The organism is Fusobacteriaceae bacterium (assembly GCA_031272775.1).
GTDB lineage: Bacteria > Fusobacteriota > Fusobacteriia > Fusobacteriales > Fusobacteriaceae > JAISST01.
In genome coordinates this window covers 71,826-87,744 of record JAISTB010000007.1, presented here as the reverse complement: position 1 = coordinate 87,744, position 15,919 = coordinate 71,826, and the positions used below count along the sequence as shown (strand labels likewise).

The 15,919-nt window shown below is 53.9% G+C and carries 18 protein-coding genes and 2 tRNA genes; 16 read left to right on the top strand and 4 right to left on the bottom strand.

Going from position 1 to position 15,919, the window contains the following annotated elements:
- Positions 1–8: 8 nt before the first annotated feature.
- The 5 genes from LBQ97_02135 (at position 9) to LBQ97_02115 (ending at position 4,920) form a co-directional block, all read left to right on the top strand.
- Positions 9–965 (top strand): permease-like cell division protein FtsX, encoded by a 957-nt coding sequence (locus LBQ97_02135; protein ID MDR1831516.1) that lies wholly within the window; start codon positions 9–11, stop codon positions 963–965.
- Positions 965–2,071, top strand: a complete 1,107-nt coding sequence (locus LBQ97_02130; protein ID MDR1831515.1) for a peptidoglycan DD-metalloendopeptidase family protein — start codon at positions 965–967, stop codon at positions 2,069–2,071. The genes LBQ97_02135 and LBQ97_02130 overlap by 1 nt, the downstream gene beginning before the upstream one ends.
- Before the next feature lie 82 nt (positions 2,072–2,153).
- Positions 2,154–2,229: transfer RNA gene (locus tag LBQ97_02125), tRNA-Thr, on the top strand.
- A gap of 4 nt (positions 2,230–2,233) precedes the next feature.
- Positions 2,234–2,310, top strand: a tRNA-Thr gene (locus LBQ97_02120).
- A 165-nt stretch (positions 2,311–2,475) separates the two neighbouring features.
- Positions 2,476–4,920 carry an outer membrane beta-barrel protein gene (locus tag LBQ97_02115; protein MDR1831514.1) on the top strand — a complete coding sequence of 815 codons (2,445 nt, stop codon included), beginning with the start codon at positions 2,476–2,478 and terminating at the stop codon, positions 4,918–4,920.
- A 6-nt stretch (positions 4,921–4,926) separates the two neighbouring features.
- Here LBQ97_02115 and LBQ97_02110 read toward each other — a convergent pair whose 3' ends face one another.
- The gene (locus LBQ97_02110) at positions 4,927–6,177 is read right to left on the bottom strand and encodes a serine hydroxymethyltransferase (protein MDR1831513.1); all 1,251 of its coding nucleotides are present in this window, start codon (positions 6,175–6,177) and stop codon (positions 4,927–4,929) included.
- A gap of 147 nt (positions 6,178–6,324) precedes the next feature.
- Entirely contained in the window at positions 6,325–6,876 is a 552-nt protein-coding gene (locus LBQ97_02105; GenBank protein MDR1831512.1) for a rubrerythrin family protein, read from the bottom strand.
- A 307-nt stretch (positions 6,877–7,183) separates the two neighbouring features.
- Here LBQ97_02105 and LBQ97_02100 point away from each other — a divergent pair, with 307 nt between their 5' ends.
- The 4 genes from LBQ97_02100 to LBQ97_02085 all read left to right on the top strand — a co-directional run bounded on the left by LBQ97_02100 (position 7,184) and on the right by LBQ97_02085 (position 10,546).
- Positions 7,184–7,699: a flavodoxin gene (locus LBQ97_02100; protein ID MDR1831511.1), complete on the top strand. Its 516-nt coding sequence runs from the start codon at positions 7,184–7,186 to the stop codon at positions 7,697–7,699.
- A gap of 1 nt (position 7,700) precedes the next feature.
- Positions 7,701–8,501 (top strand): conjugal transfer protein TraX, encoded by an 801-nt coding sequence (locus LBQ97_02095; protein ID MDR1831510.1) that lies wholly within the window; start codon positions 7,701–7,703, stop codon positions 8,499–8,501.
- A gap of 97 nt (positions 8,502–8,598) precedes the next feature.
- Positions 8,599–9,309 carry a LexA family transcriptional regulator gene (locus LBQ97_02090; GenBank protein ID MDR1831509.1) on the top strand — a complete coding sequence of 237 codons (711 nt, stop codon included), beginning with the start codon at positions 8,599–8,601 and terminating at the stop codon, positions 9,307–9,309.
- Between the two features lie 70 nt (positions 9,310–9,379).
- Positions 9,380–10,546, top strand: coding sequence for an amidohydrolase family protein (locus tag LBQ97_02085; GenBank protein ID MDR1831508.1), 1,167 nt, complete (start codon positions 9,380–9,382; stop codon positions 10,544–10,546).
- Positions 10,547–10,622: 76 nt separating this feature from the next.
- On the opposite strand, the gene LBQ97_02080 is transcribed toward LBQ97_02085, so the two are convergent.
- Together LBQ97_02080 and LBQ97_02075 are read right to left on the bottom strand one after the other, a co-directional pair.
- Positions 10,623–11,309 (bottom strand): TIGR02206 family membrane protein, encoded by a 687-nt coding sequence (locus tag LBQ97_02080; protein ID MDR1831507.1) that lies wholly within the window; start codon positions 11,307–11,309, stop codon positions 10,623–10,625.
- Between the two features lie 18 nt (positions 11,310–11,327).
- Positions 11,328–11,930 carry a ribonuclease H family protein gene (locus LBQ97_02075; GenBank protein ID MDR1831506.1) on the bottom strand — a complete coding sequence of 201 codons (603 nt, stop codon included), beginning with the start codon at positions 11,928–11,930 and terminating at the stop codon, positions 11,328–11,330.
- A gap of 174 nt (positions 11,931–12,104) precedes the next feature.
- Here LBQ97_02075 and rpmE point away from each other — a divergent pair, with 174 nt between their 5' ends.
- The 7 genes from rpmE (at position 12,105) to trxA (ending at position 15,900) form a co-directional block, all read left to right on the top strand.
- On the top strand, positions 12,105–12,320 hold the full coding sequence (rpmE, locus tag LBQ97_02070; protein ID MDR1831505.1) for a 50S ribosomal protein L31: 216 nt from the start codon (positions 12,105–12,107) through the stop codon (positions 12,318–12,320).
- A gap of 61 nt (positions 12,321–12,381) precedes the next feature.
- The gene (gene upp / locus LBQ97_02065) at positions 12,382–13,011 is read left to right on the top strand and encodes a uracil phosphoribosyltransferase (GenBank protein ID MDR1831504.1); all 630 of its coding nucleotides are present in this window, start codon (positions 12,382–12,384) and stop codon (positions 13,009–13,011) included.
- A gap of 9 nt (positions 13,012–13,020) precedes the next feature.
- Complete coding sequence (locus LBQ97_02060; GenBank protein ID MDR1831503.1) at positions 13,021–13,659, top strand: CoA pyrophosphatase; 639 nt, start codon at positions 13,021–13,023, stop codon at positions 13,657–13,659.
- Entirely contained in the window at positions 13,656–14,141 is a 486-nt protein-coding gene (rfaE2, locus tag LBQ97_02055; protein ID MDR1831502.1) for a D-glycero-beta-D-manno-heptose 1-phosphate adenylyltransferase, read from the top strand. The genes LBQ97_02060 and rfaE2 overlap by 4 nt, the downstream gene beginning before the upstream one ends.
- Positions 14,142–14,155: 14 nt before the next feature.
- The gene (tsaE, locus tag LBQ97_02050) at positions 14,156–14,614 is read left to right on the top strand and encodes a tRNA (adenosine(37)-N6)-threonylcarbamoyltransferase complex ATPase subunit type 1 TsaE (GenBank protein MDR1831501.1); all 459 of its coding nucleotides are present in this window, start codon (positions 14,156–14,158) and stop codon (positions 14,612–14,614) included.
- Positions 14,608–15,309 (top strand): tRNA (adenosine(37)-N6)-threonylcarbamoyltransferase complex dimerization subunit type 1 TsaB, encoded by a 702-nt coding sequence (tsaB, locus tag LBQ97_02045; protein MDR1831500.1) that lies wholly within the window; start codon positions 14,608–14,610, stop codon positions 15,307–15,309. The genes tsaE and tsaB overlap by 7 nt, the downstream gene beginning before the upstream one ends.
- 270 nt (positions 15,310–15,579) lie before the next feature.
- Positions 15,580–15,900, top strand: coding sequence for a thioredoxin (gene trxA / locus LBQ97_02040; protein MDR1831499.1), 321 nt, complete (start codon positions 15,580–15,582; stop codon positions 15,898–15,900).
- Positions 15,901–15,919: the final 19 nt, after the last annotated feature.

The window sequence follows — 15,919 nt, the reverse complement described above, 5'->3', positions numbered from 1 at the left end:
GGAAACCCATGGAATTTGATTTTATACAATTTGAGGAGAAGGAAAAACGCAGGCAGCCTGAAAACAAGGGCATCCGGATTCCGATTATGGCGGCGGAAGCGCCTGAAAGCGACGACCCCGTCATGGAAGCGCCCGCCGACATGGGGCTTCGCTTTTCCCGGACGGAGCTCAAACGCTGCACCGTCGTCCCCTTCCTGATCGTTTTCTTTTTTTTGAACGCCCTCTGCGCGACGATCCTCAATTTTTATATGTGCGCGCGAGAAATCGACAAAAATTATTTCTTTTCGGTGGATTTGCGGCCCAATCTCTCCATGGCGCAGGAAGAGGCGCTGGAAAAACAGATTCTTTCGGTCTATGGGGTCAAAAATGTCCGCTATGTGAGTCGAGACGCGTCTTTTAGGGATTTGCAGACGCAGCTGGGCATCGCCCTTCCCGAGAGTGAAAACTCTCTGGCCGACAGCATGATCGTCTGGTTCCGGAACAAGAGCGACCTCTCGAACCTGCAGGAAAGGCTCGAAGCCATGGCCGACGTCAAAGAGACCTATATCGATCTTTTGCAGATCCAATACCGCGAAAACGAGGTCAAATTTTATAAACTTTTGATTGTGATCCTATTCGGGATCTTTTTTGCGCCGCTTCTGATTCTAACCGGCTTCATTTTCTACAACGGCTTTTCCCTCGAGTACGCCAATAAAATCGACGAGAGCCTTGACGAGCGGAAGCTGCGGCGTCGGGCGAAATGGGTAAACGTACTTCCCATGCTGGTTTGCGTCGTCATTTCCAGTCTTGTTTTCGTCAACGCCTATCTCTATTTCGGGGATTTGCTGCTTACGATCCGGCCCGAGGCGCGGATATTAAGCCTCCGGGAACTGCTGATCCCGCAGAGCGTGGGCGTCTTGGGGATCTGCCTGTTCATCGCGGCCGTTCCCTTCTGGCCGCTCAAAAAATCAGGCGGTGAAACCTGATGTACGGCGGGCGGAACGCGCTTCTGCTGTTTTCTCTGCTGCTTGCCGGGGCCGCCTTTTCCGGAAACGTCTCGGAGCTTGAAAACAAGGTCCGGGACATCGACGCCAAGATTGAGCGAAAACAAGGGATTATCCGGGAAATCGACGGCGAAAAAAAGACCGTCGCGTCCCAGATCCAGGATATCGACCGGGACATGCGCGGCATTGAAAAAGAGCAGCGGGAGATTATCAACGAAATCAACGTCGTTTCCAAAAATATCGACTACGGGGAAAAATCCCTCGGCATGACGACCCGGGAGCTGGACCGCAAGCGCGGCGAATACGGGACAAAGATCATCCTCTGGGACAAATATGTCAAAAGCCGCGGCAACAACCCGAACGATTCCCTGACCCGGAAAAACTTCCGGGGCCTTTTGTACGGGGACATTTCCCGGATGGAGCATATCCAGAGCGTGCAATTCGACATTCAGAAAGTCAAGCGGGAAATTGAGTATGAGCGGAAGAAATTGGGGGACCTCCGGAATAAACTGGACGCCAACAAAAAGGAAATGGACGCCAAAAAGGGAGAAAAGAGCAAGCTGATGGCTCAGCTGGACAGGGAACAGCGGACCCACCGGGAGGACATTCAGCGCCTGAGACGAGAAAAGGAGCGGATCAACCGCGAGATTACGGCGGTCATCAACCAGCGGACCACGAGGGACGAAAGCGTCGCCACGATCAAAGAGGCGGCCCTCAAGATCGGAAAGCTGAAAAAGCCTGTGGCGGGAAGCTACGCGGTACTCTTCGGCGAGGCCAAAGGCGGGGCCGTAGAGAGCAACGGCATCGAGATCGCAAGCAAAATGGGGACCCAGGTGACGGCTGCGGCTTCGGGCAAAGTCGTCTACGCCGACAAGTTCCAGGGCCTGGGGAGCGTCGTGATGATCAATTACGGCTATAATACGATCGGGGTCTACGGTAATCTGATTTCCCTCAACGTCAAGCTCAATCAGCAGGTGAAGCAGGGGGAAGCCATCGGGGTCCTGGGCCTCTCTTCCGAGCGCAAGCCCAATCTTTATTACGAGCTCCGGTTCAACTCAAAGCCCATCAATCCGACGCCATATTTTTAAAAAAAGGGAAAAAAGGGGAAAAAATTGCAAATGGATTTGCATTTCTTTCCAAAATGTGATAGAATAGTAGACGGAATTCTGTGCCGACTTAGCTCAATCGGTAGAGCAAATCATTCGTAATGATTAGGTTGTAGGTTCGAGTCCTATAATCGGCACCATTTTGCTTCAGTGGCGCAATCGGTAGCGCAAGTCCATGGTAAGGACGAGGTTATGGGTTCGAGTCCCATCTCGAAGCACCAGATGTGAAAAACGCGGGCAAGCCCGCCTGAAAAGATCGCTCTATGGCGGTCTTTTTCTTTTGCCGCAAAAAAAGCGGTGGATTTTTGTCGGAAAGTGTGATAGAATACCAGATATTTTACAAAAAAAGAATACCGGAAAATGACAGCGTTACCGGAGGGTTACAGATGAAACGAAACAATGTGATTGTGCTGATTTTGTGCATACTGGGATTATTCGCGGGACAAGGCCTGAGCGCCGCAGCGGTCGAGCTCAAGGTCGGCCTTGCCCCCGCCGGGACATATACCACAAAACCCGAAAAAGACGCGGAACCCTCATGGGAAATTACGGCGGAAGTGAGAAAAGCCGTCAAAGGCGGATTTGAGTTGGGCTTCGGGACAGGTTACGAGCGGCATGGCGCCGTCAAAGCCTATACCGACGTCGAAAGCCCGACGCTCAAAGTAAACGTCGGGAAAACGAAGCTCTACGACTCGATTCCCCTCTACCTCACGGCCCGCTATGTATTCAATAAAAACGGCGACTGGCAGCCCTACCTCCGGGCAAATCTCGGTTGGTCCTTCAACATCAACGAGAAAAACACGAACCGTTACGAGACCATTTACAAAACGACGGGGGTCGTGGCCGACGAAGGTTGGCTCCGACGCTTCAAGGCCAAAGACGGGCTCTATTACAGCCTGGGAGCGGGCGTCGGCTACAAAAATTTTACCTTTGACGTCAGCTATACCGTCAATACGGCAAAAATCGAAAGCGAAAACTATCTCTTCCAAAAATCCGGCGGAAAGGCTGATTTTTCTCGTATTGTCTTCTCCCTGGGCTATCAGTTCCGCTTCGGCGCCAACGACGAGCCCGACTATGTGAAAGACGACAAGAGAAAGCTCTTGGCCCGCCGCTACGGCAAAGAAAAAGCGACGGCCCGCCCGGGCGCGAATAAGGCGAAAAAGCAGGATACGGGCCCCAAAATTCTCAAAGAGGAACTCCCCAAAGAACAGCGGGAGTTTTTCGAGCGGGGACAGGGCGGGGAAACCCCCGGGGCACAGACCCTTACGGCGGCGCAGATTGCGGCGCTGCCGCGCTTTCCGATCCACACGATCTGGCTGGCGGACGAGGCGCAGCTTTTGCCCGACGCACTCAAATACGGGATTATCGAAAGTTATGAAGGCAGGGAACTCAATTACCTCGACATCAAGGCTCTGGGCGAGGAGCTGAATGCGGCCTACGCCAAGGCGGGTTATGTGACAACAAAGGTCATGCTGCCGGGCCAGGACATTACGACCGGGGAATTGAAACTCGTCGTGGTTTACGGAAAAATCGCGGAAATCGTTCTTGACGGCGACGGCAAAAGAGATCGCCGCAGTATCGCCGCGGCCTTTCCGGCGGAAGCGGGCGACATCCTCAATCTGCGGGACCTGGACCAGGGCATCGACAACCTGAACCGTCTCGAGTCAAACGCCGCCGCCATGGATCTCGTCCCCGGGGAGACCTTCGGCTATTCCCGGGTTATCGTCGCCAGCAACCGCAAAAAAAGATGGCGGGCCGGCGTCGGCTACAGCGATATCGGACGGGATAAGCAGCGCGTGCGAACGTCCCTTGAGCTGGATAACGGTTTCGGAATCAACGACAGCCTCTCGCTTTATTACACGGCCGACGCCCGGGACTTCGGCCGCGACAAAAAGGCAATAGACAGGACCGCTTCCTACGGCGCCGCCTGGTCTTTTCCGCTGAAGACCTGGGAGTTTTCCTTCGGGTTCAACAAAAGCTCGGAAAAAAACTATCGGATGGGCGCCTTTTCCCTCTATGAGCTGGAGACCCGGACAAAGGACTACTCCTTTACGGCGGGAAAACTGATTTTCCGCAACAGTGATCATAAGATCCGCTTTGACGCGGGCTTCGCTCTCAAAGGCGAAAAGACCTTTCTCGACAAGACAAGGCTCGTGAGCCAGGACAGGACCTACGGCGTCCTCACTTTGGGCGTAAACGGGATTTGGCGCGCTCTGGGCGGCATGGCTTCCTATGAAATCCGTTACCATCAGGGGCTCTCGACAGACGCCAAAAGTCGCGATACGGCAACGTCCATCGGGGTTATGCCCGATCCCGACGCCCTTTCTTCGGACAAAAAATACGCCTTCCGGAAATGGACGGCGGCGGTTTCCTGGTACCGACCCTTCGCCTTGGGGCGTCAGCGCTTCACATTCCGGACCATGGCTTCGGGGCAGTTCAGCCGGGACAACCTCTTTTCGGGGGAAAGGATCACCGTGGGCGGCTTTGACAGCGTAAGAGGCTACGGGACTGGACTTTCCGGGGATCTGGGCTTTTATGCCCGGACGGAACTCTCCTGGGTGATTCCCGTACCGGAAAAGACGGGCCCCGTCGGGCGCTTTTTCTCGCGGCTCCGTCCCTATGCGGGCATCGATTTCGGCAAAGTCCGGGACAACTATGACGCCTCGGGCAAAAAAGGCGGCCCCGTCATGACGGCGGCGGGATATTCGGCGGGCCTTCGCTGGTACGGCGAAAAGCTCACGATAGACGCCGGCGTCGTCAAAGGAGACCGAAACCTGGGCGGCGTCAAAAAAGACAGATACCGGGGGTACCTGTCCTTTTCGCTCTCGCTTTAGAAAAAATTAATCCTGATACAGCGGAAATTTGTCGCAAAAGGCCTTGACTTCGGTCTTGATCGAGGCAAGAAGGGCCTCGTCGCCGGTATTTTTGAGCGCTTTTACGATAAAGCCCGCGATTACCTTCATTTCCGCCTCTTTCATGCCGCGGGTGGTGACGGCGGGCGTTCCGATCCGGATGCCCGAAGTGACCATGGGTTTTTCCGTATCGAAGGGGATGCCGTTTTTGTTGACGGTGATCCCGGCCTTATCGAGGGCCTCTTCGGCGATTTTACCGTTGAGGTTGAATCCTGATTTGACGTCGACAAGCATCATGTGATTGTCCGTCCCGCCGGAAACGATCCGGAGTCCTCCTTTGGCCAGCTCTTCGGCCAAAACTTTGGCGTTTTTGACGATCTGTTGGCTGTATTCCTTGAAGGAAGGCTCGAGATCCAACTTGAAGGAAACGGCTTTGGCCGCGATAATGTGCATCAGCGGCCCGCCCTGGATGCCCGGGAAAATGGTCTTGTCGATTTTTTTGGCGATCTCGGGGTCGTTTGTCATGATCATGCCGCCCCGGGGGCCCCGCAGGGTCTTGTGGGTCGTGGTCGTCACAATGTGGGCCCAGGGAAAGGGGCTCGGGTGTACGCCGGCCGCGACCAGTCCCGCGATATGGGCGATATCTACCATGAGATAGGCGCCGATCTTGTCGGCGATTTCCCGGAAGCGCTTGAAATCGATAATCCGGGGATAGGCGCTGGCGCCCGCCACGATAATTTTGGGTTTAGCCTCAAGGGCAATTTTTTCGGTCTCTTCAAAGTCGATGGTTTCCGTGTCCCGTTTCAGGCCGTAGGAGAAGACCTCGTATTCTTTTCCGGAAAAATTGACGTTTTTCCCATGGGTCAGATGGCCTCCCTGGTCGAGCTTCATACCCATGATTCTGTCCCCCACCTGGATCAGCGCCTTGTAGACGGCCATATTGGCCTGGGAGCCCGAATGGGGCTGGACATTGACGTAATCCACGGAAAAGAGCTTTTTGGCCCGTTCGATGGCCAGTTTCTCCACGATGTCGACGCACGAGCAACCGCCGTAATAGCGGTGGTCGGGATAACCTTCGGCATATTTATTTGTCATTACGGATCCCGCGGCCTCCAGAACGGAGCGGGGAACGAAATTCTCCGACGCGATCAGCTCAATGCCGTTATTTTGACGGGCTTCTTCAGCCTCGATGGCCCCGTAGACTTCCGGGTCGTCTTTTTTCAAGTGTTCTAAAATCATTTTTAACCCTCCTTGTCATAAATCCTATGATCAATTATATCATCATTTTTACGGAAAGCAAACGAAAATTTCAAAAAAACTTTGCGCGAAAAAAAGCCGCCGCCCCGAGGGGCGGCGGGTAGAAACACAGATTGGGTTCTTTCTCGATCAATAGCCTTTGACCCAGAGTTTGAAGTAGTCTTTGGGATGATCGCAAACGGGACATTTGGAGGGCGCTTCCGACGCGAGATGTACGTGTCCGCAGTTGGAGCAAATCCAATAGACTTTCTCGGGTCGCTTGAAGACCACGTCCTGGGCGATGTTGTCCGCCAGGGCCGTATAGCGTTCGTCGTGCTCTTTTTCGATCTTGCCGACGGCGTCAAACAGCATGGCGATCCGATCAAAGCCTTCTTCTTTGGCTTCTTTGGCCATCCGGGCGTACATGCTCGTCCATTCGTAGTTTTCTCCGGCCGCGGCGTCCTTCAGATTGTCGTAAGTCGCTGCGATTTCGCCGCCGTGCAAGAGCTTGAACCAGATTTCGGCGTGCTCTTTCTCATTTCCCGCCGTTTCTTCAAAAATTTGGGAAATCTGGACGAAACCGTCCTTTTTCGCCTTTGACGCGTAGAATGTATATTTGTTCCTGGCCATGGATTCGCCGGCGAAGGCTTCATTCAAATTCGCTTCGGTCTTTGTTCCTTTCAAGTCCTTCACATCTTTCATAAATATTTTACCTCCTGGGATTTCAGACATTATGGCGCCGGTTCAGACAATGAACGCTGTTCAAATTGCGGGTAAATCAAGCGGTCCAAATATTTGTACTTGTTACAAAATCTTAACACGACGGGAACGGAAAGTCAAGGAAAATTTAATAGATTTCTTGTGTATGTTTTGCCGAAAAGCGGAAGGCCGGATAAAAAGCGAAAAGAAAGAAAAGAAGAAAAGAAAGAAAAAAGCGAAAAGAGATTGCAAGAATACGCCGGATGGCGTATAATAAAAGTACAACGGGGAAAGACGCGAAAGGAGAAAAATGAAGAAAATAGGCGTATTTTACGGATCGACCGGCGGAAAAAGCGCCGCGTGCGCCGAAGAAATCGAATTTTATCTGAGAAAGGAAGATTGCGGCCTTTATGACGTGGCCCAAGGCGTTTCCGCCATGGGCGAATATGAAAACCTGATATTTGTCGCGCCGACTTACGGCGTCGGGGAGTTGCAGACGGATTGGGAAGCGGTCAGAGAAGCCCTTGAAGCCATGAATTTTCATGGAAAGACCGTGGCTCTCGCGGGGCTCGGAAACCAATACGCCTTCGGGGAATCCTACCTCGGGGCCATGCGGACCCTCTATGATCTCGTCGCCGCCCGGGGGGCCAAAGTTGTCGGAACGACCGATACGGCCGGATACAAGTATGAGGAATCGCCCGCGGTCCTGAACGGACGTTTCGTGGGGCTTGCCCTCGACGAGGAAAATCAGCCGGGACTCACTCCCGACCGGATCAAAAACTGGATTTTGTCGGTTTTACCGATGTTTGAAGAGATAAAGGGGTAATATGGCGAGGGGGGCAGGAAAAACAACAAACGGCGTCCTGACGGGCTTTGCGCTCAAGATGATCGCGGTTTTTTGCATGGTGGTGGACCACGTGACGGAAGCGACCTTTATGCTTTGGATCCCGCGTCTGATGCGCCTGGGCATGGGCGCCAAGAACCTTATACTTTTGAAGATTTTTCTCCGGGGCCTGGGGCGGATTTCCTTTCCCCTATTCGCCTTTCTCTTGGTCGAAGGCTTCACGCATACGAAAAATCTGCGGAAATACGCGGCGAGCCTTCTTTTGTTTGGATTTTTGTCCGAAAGCCCCTTCGATCTCGCGATTTTTCAACGAACATTGGAATTTTCGTATCAAAACGTGTTTTTTACGCTTTTTATCGGGCTTATGACCCTTTGGGGCCTGGAGCGCTTCCGGGGAAAACGGGGCCCGCAGGGCTTGGTGATCGCCGTCGGCGCCGTCCTATGTTGGGGCCTGCGGACCGATTACGGCGCCTACGGTCTCGGGATCATCCTCTCGATGTATTTTTTCAAAAAACAGCCATTCAAGCGCTTTTTGGGCGTGGCGGCCATGTTTTTCCTGCTGTATGTGGCGGAGCCCCTCTTCGAAGCCCTGAGCGCCGGAACCCCCGTCAAAGGGCTTTATCTGGGCGCGGGCTGCTGGCTTTTCGCCATGGCGCTGACGCCCTTTGTCCCGATCGCTCTCTATAACGGAAAACGGGGCGCGGCCTTCCCCAAATATATTTTTTACGCCTTCTACCCGGCGCACTTGCTGCTGCTGGGCCTGTACCTGCGCCGGTTCGCCTGAAACCGCGAAGCGGCGGCGGCAAAAAAAGAAAAAAAAAAAAGACTTGCTTTTTTTGCCGATCCATGCTATAAATAGGTATATATACAGGAGGTGAGTTATGGATTTTCTGACCATGTTAAGGAACAAAAGAGAAAAATCGGGATATACCCAGAACAAATTCGCCAAGGAAATCGGCATTACGCAGCCCTACTACAACAACATCGAGCGGGGCGAAGTGAGAAATCCCCCCAGCGAGGAAGTCCTGGACAAAATGGCGGTGACGCTCAAAATGGACGAAAAGACCGCCGAGGAGTTCAAATACCTGGCGGCCGTGGAACGTACGCCCGCCATTGTTCTGAAGCGGCTGGAGGCCCTGCAGAAAAAAGTCAAAACCCTCGAGGGACAGCTCCGCGAAAAGACCCTCGAACGCTTTTCGGGGACGATCCCCTTCGCCAACGCGATCCCGGTATTTCCCAGGATCAGCGCGGGCCTCGGAGCCCTGGCCGAAGAGGAGGCCGAGGAATACATTTCCGTACCCGGGATCAAAAATACCGACAAACTCTTCGCTGTCCGGGTTTCCGGAGATTCCATGGAGCCCACGATCAGAAATTCCTCGCTGATCCTGTGCAGACAGTGCCAGGAGCTGGGAAACGACGAAATCGGCGCCTTTGTCGTCAATGAGGACGCCTACGTCAAGCGCCTCAAGGTCACGGACAACTATGTGGCCCTGATCAGCGACAACCCCAATTACAAGCCGATTTATATCGGCCCCGGGGAAAACTTCAAAGTCGTGGGACGCGTGATCAAAGTCATCAACGACGTGGCTTGAAAAAGACCCCCGTCGCGCCGCGAGGCAACAAGGAACTACCATACATATAAAACGGACAAACGGAGGTATTATGGGTGAAATGATCATCAAGGCCGGTAAAGTCTTTACCGGCGAAACGGAAAAACTGCTGGAAAATGTCGGAATTCGCATCGTGGACGACACGATTGCCGAAATCAAGCCGATCGGAGAATTCTCCGGAAAAGAGCTGGTGGACTACGGGGACAAGGTTCTGATGCCCGGCATGTTCAACTGCCACGTCCATCTGGGGACGAGCCATCTCCCCAATACGGATCCGCGAAACAAGACCGAGCGCGTGATCTGGGCGCTGCAAAACCTGAAGGATCTTTTGGAATCGGGCGTTACGACCGTGCGGAACCAGGGATCCCCTGATCTCCTGGACGTGCACCTGAGGGACATGGTCCGGGAAGGACAGATCACCGGCCCCAATATCGTCGCCTGCGGCAACGCCATTGTCATGACCGGGGGCCACGGTTGGAAAAACGGCCTTCAGTCCGACGGCGCCGACGAATGTCGGAAAAACGCCCGCTGGCTGATCCGGGAAGGGGTCGATTCCCTGAAAATGATGGCGACGGGCGGCGTCATGACGCCAAACGTGCTGCCGGGATCGCCGCAGCTCACCTATGACGAACTGGCAGCCATCTGCGACGAAGCGAGAAAGGCCCAGAAGTTTTCGAGTTCCCACGCGCAAGGGTCCGAAGGGATCCTGAACGTCGTCAAAGCCGGAATCACCACAGTGGAGCACGGGATTTATCTGACGGACGAAATCATCGGGCTCATGCTCGAAAAAGGGACCTGGTTGTGCCCGACGCTGGCGGCGGTGCATTTTATAGTGATTAACGGCGAAGGCAAGGGCATCCCCGAGTACGCTGTCCAAAAGGCGAAAATGGTCGAGAGCGACCACATGAAAAGCTTTGAAAAGGCAGTCAAAGCGGGCGTCAAGATCGCCATGGGCACAGACGCCGGCACGCCCTTCAATGAGCATAAGAACTCCTGGTATGAATTTAAACTGATGAAGGAGCACGGGCTTTCGTCCTTCAAGGCCCTTCAGGCGGGGACCATCAAGGCCGCCGAAATGCTGAAACTGGATGGTCTCTACGGTTCTATCCGGGAGGGAAAGAAGGCCGATCTTGTGGTTCTCAACGAGAATCCTCTCGAAAACATCGAGACGCTTCAGCATATCGCGGCCGTCTACAAACACGGCAAAAAAGTGAAGTAAGAAAAAAACAAAAATGCCTGCCTCGCGGCAAATCCGTCGGGACAGGCGTTTTTTTATTTTGCGCTTAGCGGTTTTCTTACCTCCGGTAAAAATATTGCGAGCGCTTGGGCTTCCGGAAGGGGATCGCCATCAGGTGCGCCAGCAAAAGGAACAGAACCTCCATGCCGATAATGTAATAGGGCCATTTGCCCATGAATTGCAGCGGCGACTTGAAATCGGGCATGCCGTTGATATACATAAAATTGGTCCCCAGTTTGCGGTTGATGAAATAGACCGCCACGCAAAGGAGGTTCAGCGCCACGAAAGACGCCCAAAGCCCTGATTTTGTAGGTTTCATCTTGTAGATGAAGATGCAGCAGAGCGGCGCGTAGAGGATAAAGAAATGGGTCGCGAAAAAGCTCATGGAGACAAAATTCGTGACCGGAACCTTGACTTCTGGCGTCAGGATCGCGAAGACCGCCCCCACAGACCAGTAGTACAGCAGCTGGAACAGGAATTTCGACTCGAAAAGGATGACCGCGATGGCCAGCAGCAGGGAGATGTTGCACAGATGCAAAGGCAGCAGATTCGTTATCGGCTCGTGAAAGATCGTATGCCGGTAGGCCAGTTCCCCGACCTTTGTCATCAAAATCAGGACGGCCAGGATCTTGGGAAACAGGCGGTAGTTGACGTTGGACAGAAACAGCGCCACGACGACCCCCACGATGCCCAGGACCATCATCAGGATGTGCGCCGCTCCGAACAGTTTAAAGGCTTCTTGCATGACCCCTCCTTTTTGTGCTTATTTATGGAATCCCAGATCGGCGGGATTGAGATCTCCCGGGATATGGGAAACCGCCCCCCCGAGGGCTTCAAATTTGCTTCGCTGCCGGGCTACCCAGGAAATGAGCTTGACGGTGTCCGGATCGAGATTTTCCTCATGGCAGCGCCCTCTGGACCAGAAATCGATCACCAGGCGGCTGTCGCCGAAAACGGCGCGGATCTTTTTTTCCCCGGCGATCGTCAAGGCAATGGCAAGGCCCAGCAATTCGCCGAAATTGTTCGTCCGCTCCTTTCCCAAAAAAATGTTGTCGAATTCATTTTTGGGAAAAGCGTGAAAATCGCTTTTGATGAGGGAGCGCCCGCTTTCGTCGGTGACCCTGACCTCGACGCCCAGGCCTCTGCCGGTGCCCGCGTCAAAGTAGATCCCGGGGGAAAGCGCCTCGGGCGGTTTTTTCTTTTCATAGGGAGCGCCCACCGCGAGCCAGGCCTCGCAAGCCTCGCGGGAAACAAAGGATTTGTAGCGGGCTTTTTTCCCGGCGACCCTTGCCCTGCATTCCTCCCAGGTCTCGCAAAGCCCATTTTTTCCCTCAATTTCAAGGTACCAGCCGTAAATTTTACCCAAAAGGTCCTCCCGCGCAAAGAAAAATCATCCATTCCAAAAATGGTTTTTTTACATTATAGCGCATTTGCGCCCAAAAGTCACCCGAAAAATGAAAAAATAAAAATCTTGTAAAAGTTCCAGAATTATGATATAATATTTTTCGGATTCTAAAGAAAAAGACGGGAAGGTGAAAACATGAAAAAGGGAATTCATCCGGATTACCATCTGGTAGATGTCGAATGTTCCTGCGGAGAAAAATTTCAAATTATGTCCACGTACGGAAAAACAGACGGTTTGAAGCTGGCTGTTTGTTCCAAGTGCCATCCTTTCTATACGGGAAAAGCCAAGTTCGTCGACGCCGCGGGCCGCGTGGATAAATTCAACAAGAAATATAACAGACAGGGAAATTAGAATTTTTGACGGTTTGCGAGGCAGACCGTCTTTTTCTCATAGACAGGGCAAAGGAGGGAACATGGCAGTAATCGAAATCAATCACCCGCTGATCCAGCATAAGCTGACGATCCTCAGAAGCATCGAAACCGACACGAAATCATTCCGGGAAAATCTCAACGAAATCGCGAAGCTCATGACCTACGAGGCCACCAAGGGGCTGAAAGTCGATGAATTCGAAGTCACGACGCCCCTTATGCGCATGACGGGCTATACGCTCAGCGAAAAAGTCGCCATCGTCCCCATCCTCCGGGCGGGGCTGGGCATGGTGGACGGGATCCTCGATCTGCTGCCGACGGCAAAAGTCGGACATATCGGCGTCTACCGCAACGAGGAGACCCTTGAGCCCGTCTATTATTACTGCAAGCTCCCTGAGGACATCCTCACGAGAAAGGTCATCGTCGTCGATCCCATGCTGGCTACCGGCGGATCGGCCGTCTACGCGATCAATTATCTGAAAAACGTCGGCGTCAAGGAAAAGGACACGATCTTCATGTGTCTCGTGGCGGCGCCCGAGGGGCTTTCCAAATTATTGAACAATCATCCCAACGTCGATATCTATACGGCCAAAATCGACCAGGGTCTGAACGACAAAGGCTATATTTACCCGGGACTGGGCGACTGCGGCGACCGGATCTTCGGGACAAAATAACGGGGCGTTATGGACTGGAGCAGCGTGAAGGCGCTCACCGGCAACGAGCGCTATATCATCGGGGAAAAAAATTTCCTCCATTTCGCGGTCCTGATGGCAACGGCCGAGCTGGATGGAGGATTTTCGCTTATCCTTGAAAAACGGGCGGCCGGGATCCGGCAGGCCGGAGAAATTTCCTTTCCGGGCGGCGCCGTGGAAGCCTGTGACAAAGACCCGCGGGCGGCGGCGATCCGGGAGACTGTCGAAGAATTGGGCATAGGGGCCGAAGACATTGAAATTGCCGGAAAATACGGCGCCCAGCTGACCCCCTTCGGCTCCATGATCCATTGCTATCTGGGGCGTCTCAAGATCGGGGATCCGGCGCAATTCTCCCCGCAAAAGAGCGAAGTGGAACGGATCCTTGCGATTCCGCTGGACTTTTTTCTCCGGACGCCGCCGAGACGGGAAAAAATCAAAACGCAAAACCTCCCTTCGGCCTATATGATGGGGAGCAACATCCCCGAGCATTATCACAGACCCTGGGGAGGATTCGCGCGGGACGTCTTTTTTTGGGAATACGAGGGGGAAGTCGTCTGGGGCCTCACGGCGGGGATGATCTACGATCTTTGCGAAAGGCTCAAGGCAGGCGGGGAGGCGAAAATCACATGATACTCACCAGAGCGGAAGCGGCGGCGACCGTTGCCCGGCTCAAGGCGCGGGGCAAAGTGACCGTTTTCACCAACGGGGTTTTTGATATTCTGCACACGGGGCATCTGCGCTACCTGACGGAAGCGAGAAAACAGGGCGATTATCTGATCGTCGGCCTCAATTCCGACGAATCGGTCAAAAAAATCAAAGGACCCGCGCGGCCCGTCAACGGGGAAGCGGACCGGGCGGAGCTTTTGGACGGGCTCAAACCCGTCTGCGACGTCGTGATCTTTTCCGAGGAGACGCCGACAGCTCTCCTTGACGAACTCAAACCCGCCGTCCATGTGAAGGGCGGCGATTACACAAAAGATGCGCTTCCCGAGACGGCCGTTGTCGAAAAAAACGGCGGGGAAGTGCGGATTTTATCCTTTGTGCCGGGAAAATCGACGACGGCGACCATAGCCGCAATCCAAGAGGCCGGTCGCGCCGAAGGAGAGAAATAGCCGTGAAAAAGATCATGAGTTTTGATGAAATTAACGCCCTGGCCAAGGATTTTGCCGAAAAAGCCCGGCCCGGCGACGTCATCGTCCTTGAGGGCGAGCTGGGGACGGGGAAAACGGCTTTCGCCCGGGCCTTCGCCAAGGGTCTCGGCGTCAGGGGAAGCGTCAAAAGCCCGACGTTTAACTATGTGCTCGAATACAGGGACGGGCGGCTTCCGCTTTATCACTTTGACTGCTACCGGATCGCGGACCCCGCCGAGATTTTTGAGATCGGCTATGACGAATATGTGGGCGGAGACGGCGTGGCTCTCCTCGAGTGGGGGGAGCGGATCGCGGACTACCTGCCTGAAGCGTTTACGCGGATACGGTTTTGCTACGTCCCCGAAGACGGGGCGGCGGGCGGCGCCGCAAACGAAGAAAAGCGGATCGTGGAAATCCGTTTCACGGGAAAGAAGGAGGGAGAAGAACATTGCTGATATTGGCCATTGATACGGCATCAAAGACCGGGAGCGCGGCCCTTTACGAAAGCGGAAGGGGGCTTCTGGGGGAGCTTACCGTAAGGCCCGGGACCAATCATTCGGCCGTGGCGACAAAGCTGATCGAAACGCTGTTTGAGCTGACGGAGCGGAAAATCGGCGAAATCGACCGGGTTGCGGTTACGGTGGGGCCCGGTTCCTATACGGGCATACGGATCGGTCTCGCCCTTGCCAAAGGACTTTGTTACGCGTGCGGAAAGGATATCGTCGGGGTATCCACGCTGGATGTTCTGGCGGCGCAGATTGCCCGCCGGGGAGAGGAGATTGTCCCCATGCTGGACGCCCGGGGCGGACGCGTGTACGCGGCCCGCTACGCCTACGGGGCCGCGGAGTTTCCCGAAAGGACCGGAGAGATTGAAAATATAGACATTGACGCGCTGCTGGACGCCCTGGACCCCTCGAAAGAGACGCTCTTTACCGGAGAAGGCGCCCTGGTCAACGCGGAGCGAATCCGCGCGCGGTTTGACGAAAAAGCGCTTGTGGCGCCGGAAATTTTGACGATTCCCGGCGCTGGAACGATCGCCCGGATCGCGATGTCGCGGACGCCCGACAAGCTTTTTTCCCTTGAGGCCCGATACGCCGGGAAATCCCAGGCCGAACGGAACAAGGAGCGCCGGGAAATCCAAAACGGTTAAAAACAGAACAAAATGACATGAATCCGTAAAAAGGGAGGAACTTTTTTTCTCTCCGATCGGGGAGAAAAAATCCGGAAAAAGTTCAAAAACTGTATCAAAAATAAAATCTCTGTATCGAAATCAATACAAAATTGAAGACCAAACCCGAAAAATCCGGAAAACACGCAAAGAAAAAAACTTGCCTTTTTCCGGATTTCCCGATACAATAAAATCAAACGTGAAAACGCCGGAAATGCGCTGAAAATCCGGCAAGAGAGAAGGAGGAATCGGATGTATGGTTTGGTAAATCTGAATGACAGCACCTTTGACGCCGGCATGTTTAATCCCGGACAGGTGGTGCTCCTGGAGTTCTGGGCGGACTGGTGCGGACCCTGCAAGGTCATGGGGCCCATCGTGGAGGAAATCTCGAAAGAAACGCAGACGACGGTCTATAAAGTGGATGTGGACGACAATCCCGGTCTCGCCGGCCGCTTCGGCATCAAGAGCGTGCCGTCCATGGTGATCCTCAAGGAAGGAAAGGCCGTGGACCAGCTGACGGGGCTTATTTCCAGGAGCCAGTTGAAGGAAATCCTTTCAAAACATTGCGCATGAAACGAACTTGAAACGAAAT

What these genes read in the sequence shown, in the direction of transcription:
- LBQ97_02135 (MDR1831516.1), top strand. Translation starts at nt 9, where the DNA reads ATGGAATTTGATTTTATACAATTTGAGGAGAAGGAAAAACGCAGGCAG.
- LBQ97_02130 (MDR1831515.1), top strand. Translation starts at nt 965, where the DNA reads ATGTACGGCGGGCGGAACGCGCTTCTGCTGTTTTCTCTGCTGCTTGCC.
- LBQ97_02115 (MDR1831514.1), top strand. Translation starts at nt 2,476, where the DNA reads ATGAAACGAAACAATGTGATTGTGCTGATTTTGTGCATACTGGGATTA.
- LBQ97_02110 (MDR1831513.1), bottom strand. Translation starts at nt 6,177, where the DNA reads ATGATTTTAGAACACTTGAAAAAAGACGACCCGGAAGTCTACGGGGCC.
- LBQ97_02105 (MDR1831512.1), bottom strand. Translation starts at nt 6,876, where the DNA reads ATGAAAGATGTGAAGGACTTGAAAGGAACAAAGACCGAAGCGAATTTG.
- LBQ97_02100 (MDR1831511.1), top strand. Translation starts at nt 7,184, where the DNA reads ATGAAGAAAATAGGCGTATTTTACGGATCGACCGGCGGAAAAAGCGCC.
- LBQ97_02095 (MDR1831510.1), top strand. Translation starts at nt 7,701, where the DNA reads ATGGCGAGGGGGGCAGGAAAAACAACAAACGGCGTCCTGACGGGCTTT.
- LBQ97_02090 (MDR1831509.1), top strand. Translation starts at nt 8,599, where the DNA reads ATGGATTTTCTGACCATGTTAAGGAACAAAAGAGAAAAATCGGGATAT.
- LBQ97_02085 (MDR1831508.1), top strand. Translation starts at nt 9,380, where the DNA reads ATGGGTGAAATGATCATCAAGGCCGGTAAAGTCTTTACCGGCGAAACG.
- LBQ97_02080 (MDR1831507.1), bottom strand. Translation starts at nt 11,309, where the DNA reads ATGCAAGAAGCCTTTAAACTGTTCGGAGCGGCGCACATCCTGATGATG.
- rpmE (MDR1831505.1), top strand. Translation starts at nt 12,105, where the DNA reads ATGAAAAAGGGAATTCATCCGGATTACCATCTGGTAGATGTCGAATGT.
- upp (MDR1831504.1), top strand. Translation starts at nt 12,382, where the DNA reads ATGGCAGTAATCGAAATCAATCACCCGCTGATCCAGCATAAGCTGACG.
- LBQ97_02060 (MDR1831503.1), top strand. Translation starts at nt 13,021, where the DNA reads ATGGACTGGAGCAGCGTGAAGGCGCTCACCGGCAACGAGCGCTATATC.
- rfaE2 (MDR1831502.1), top strand. Translation starts at nt 13,656, where the DNA reads ATGATACTCACCAGAGCGGAAGCGGCGGCGACCGTTGCCCGGCTCAAG.
- tsaE (MDR1831501.1), top strand. Translation starts at nt 14,156, where the DNA reads ATGAGTTTTGATGAAATTAACGCCCTGGCCAAGGATTTTGCCGAAAAA.
- trxA (MDR1831499.1), top strand. Translation starts at nt 15,580, where the DNA reads ATGTATGGTTTGGTAAATCTGAATGACAGCACCTTTGACGCCGGCATG.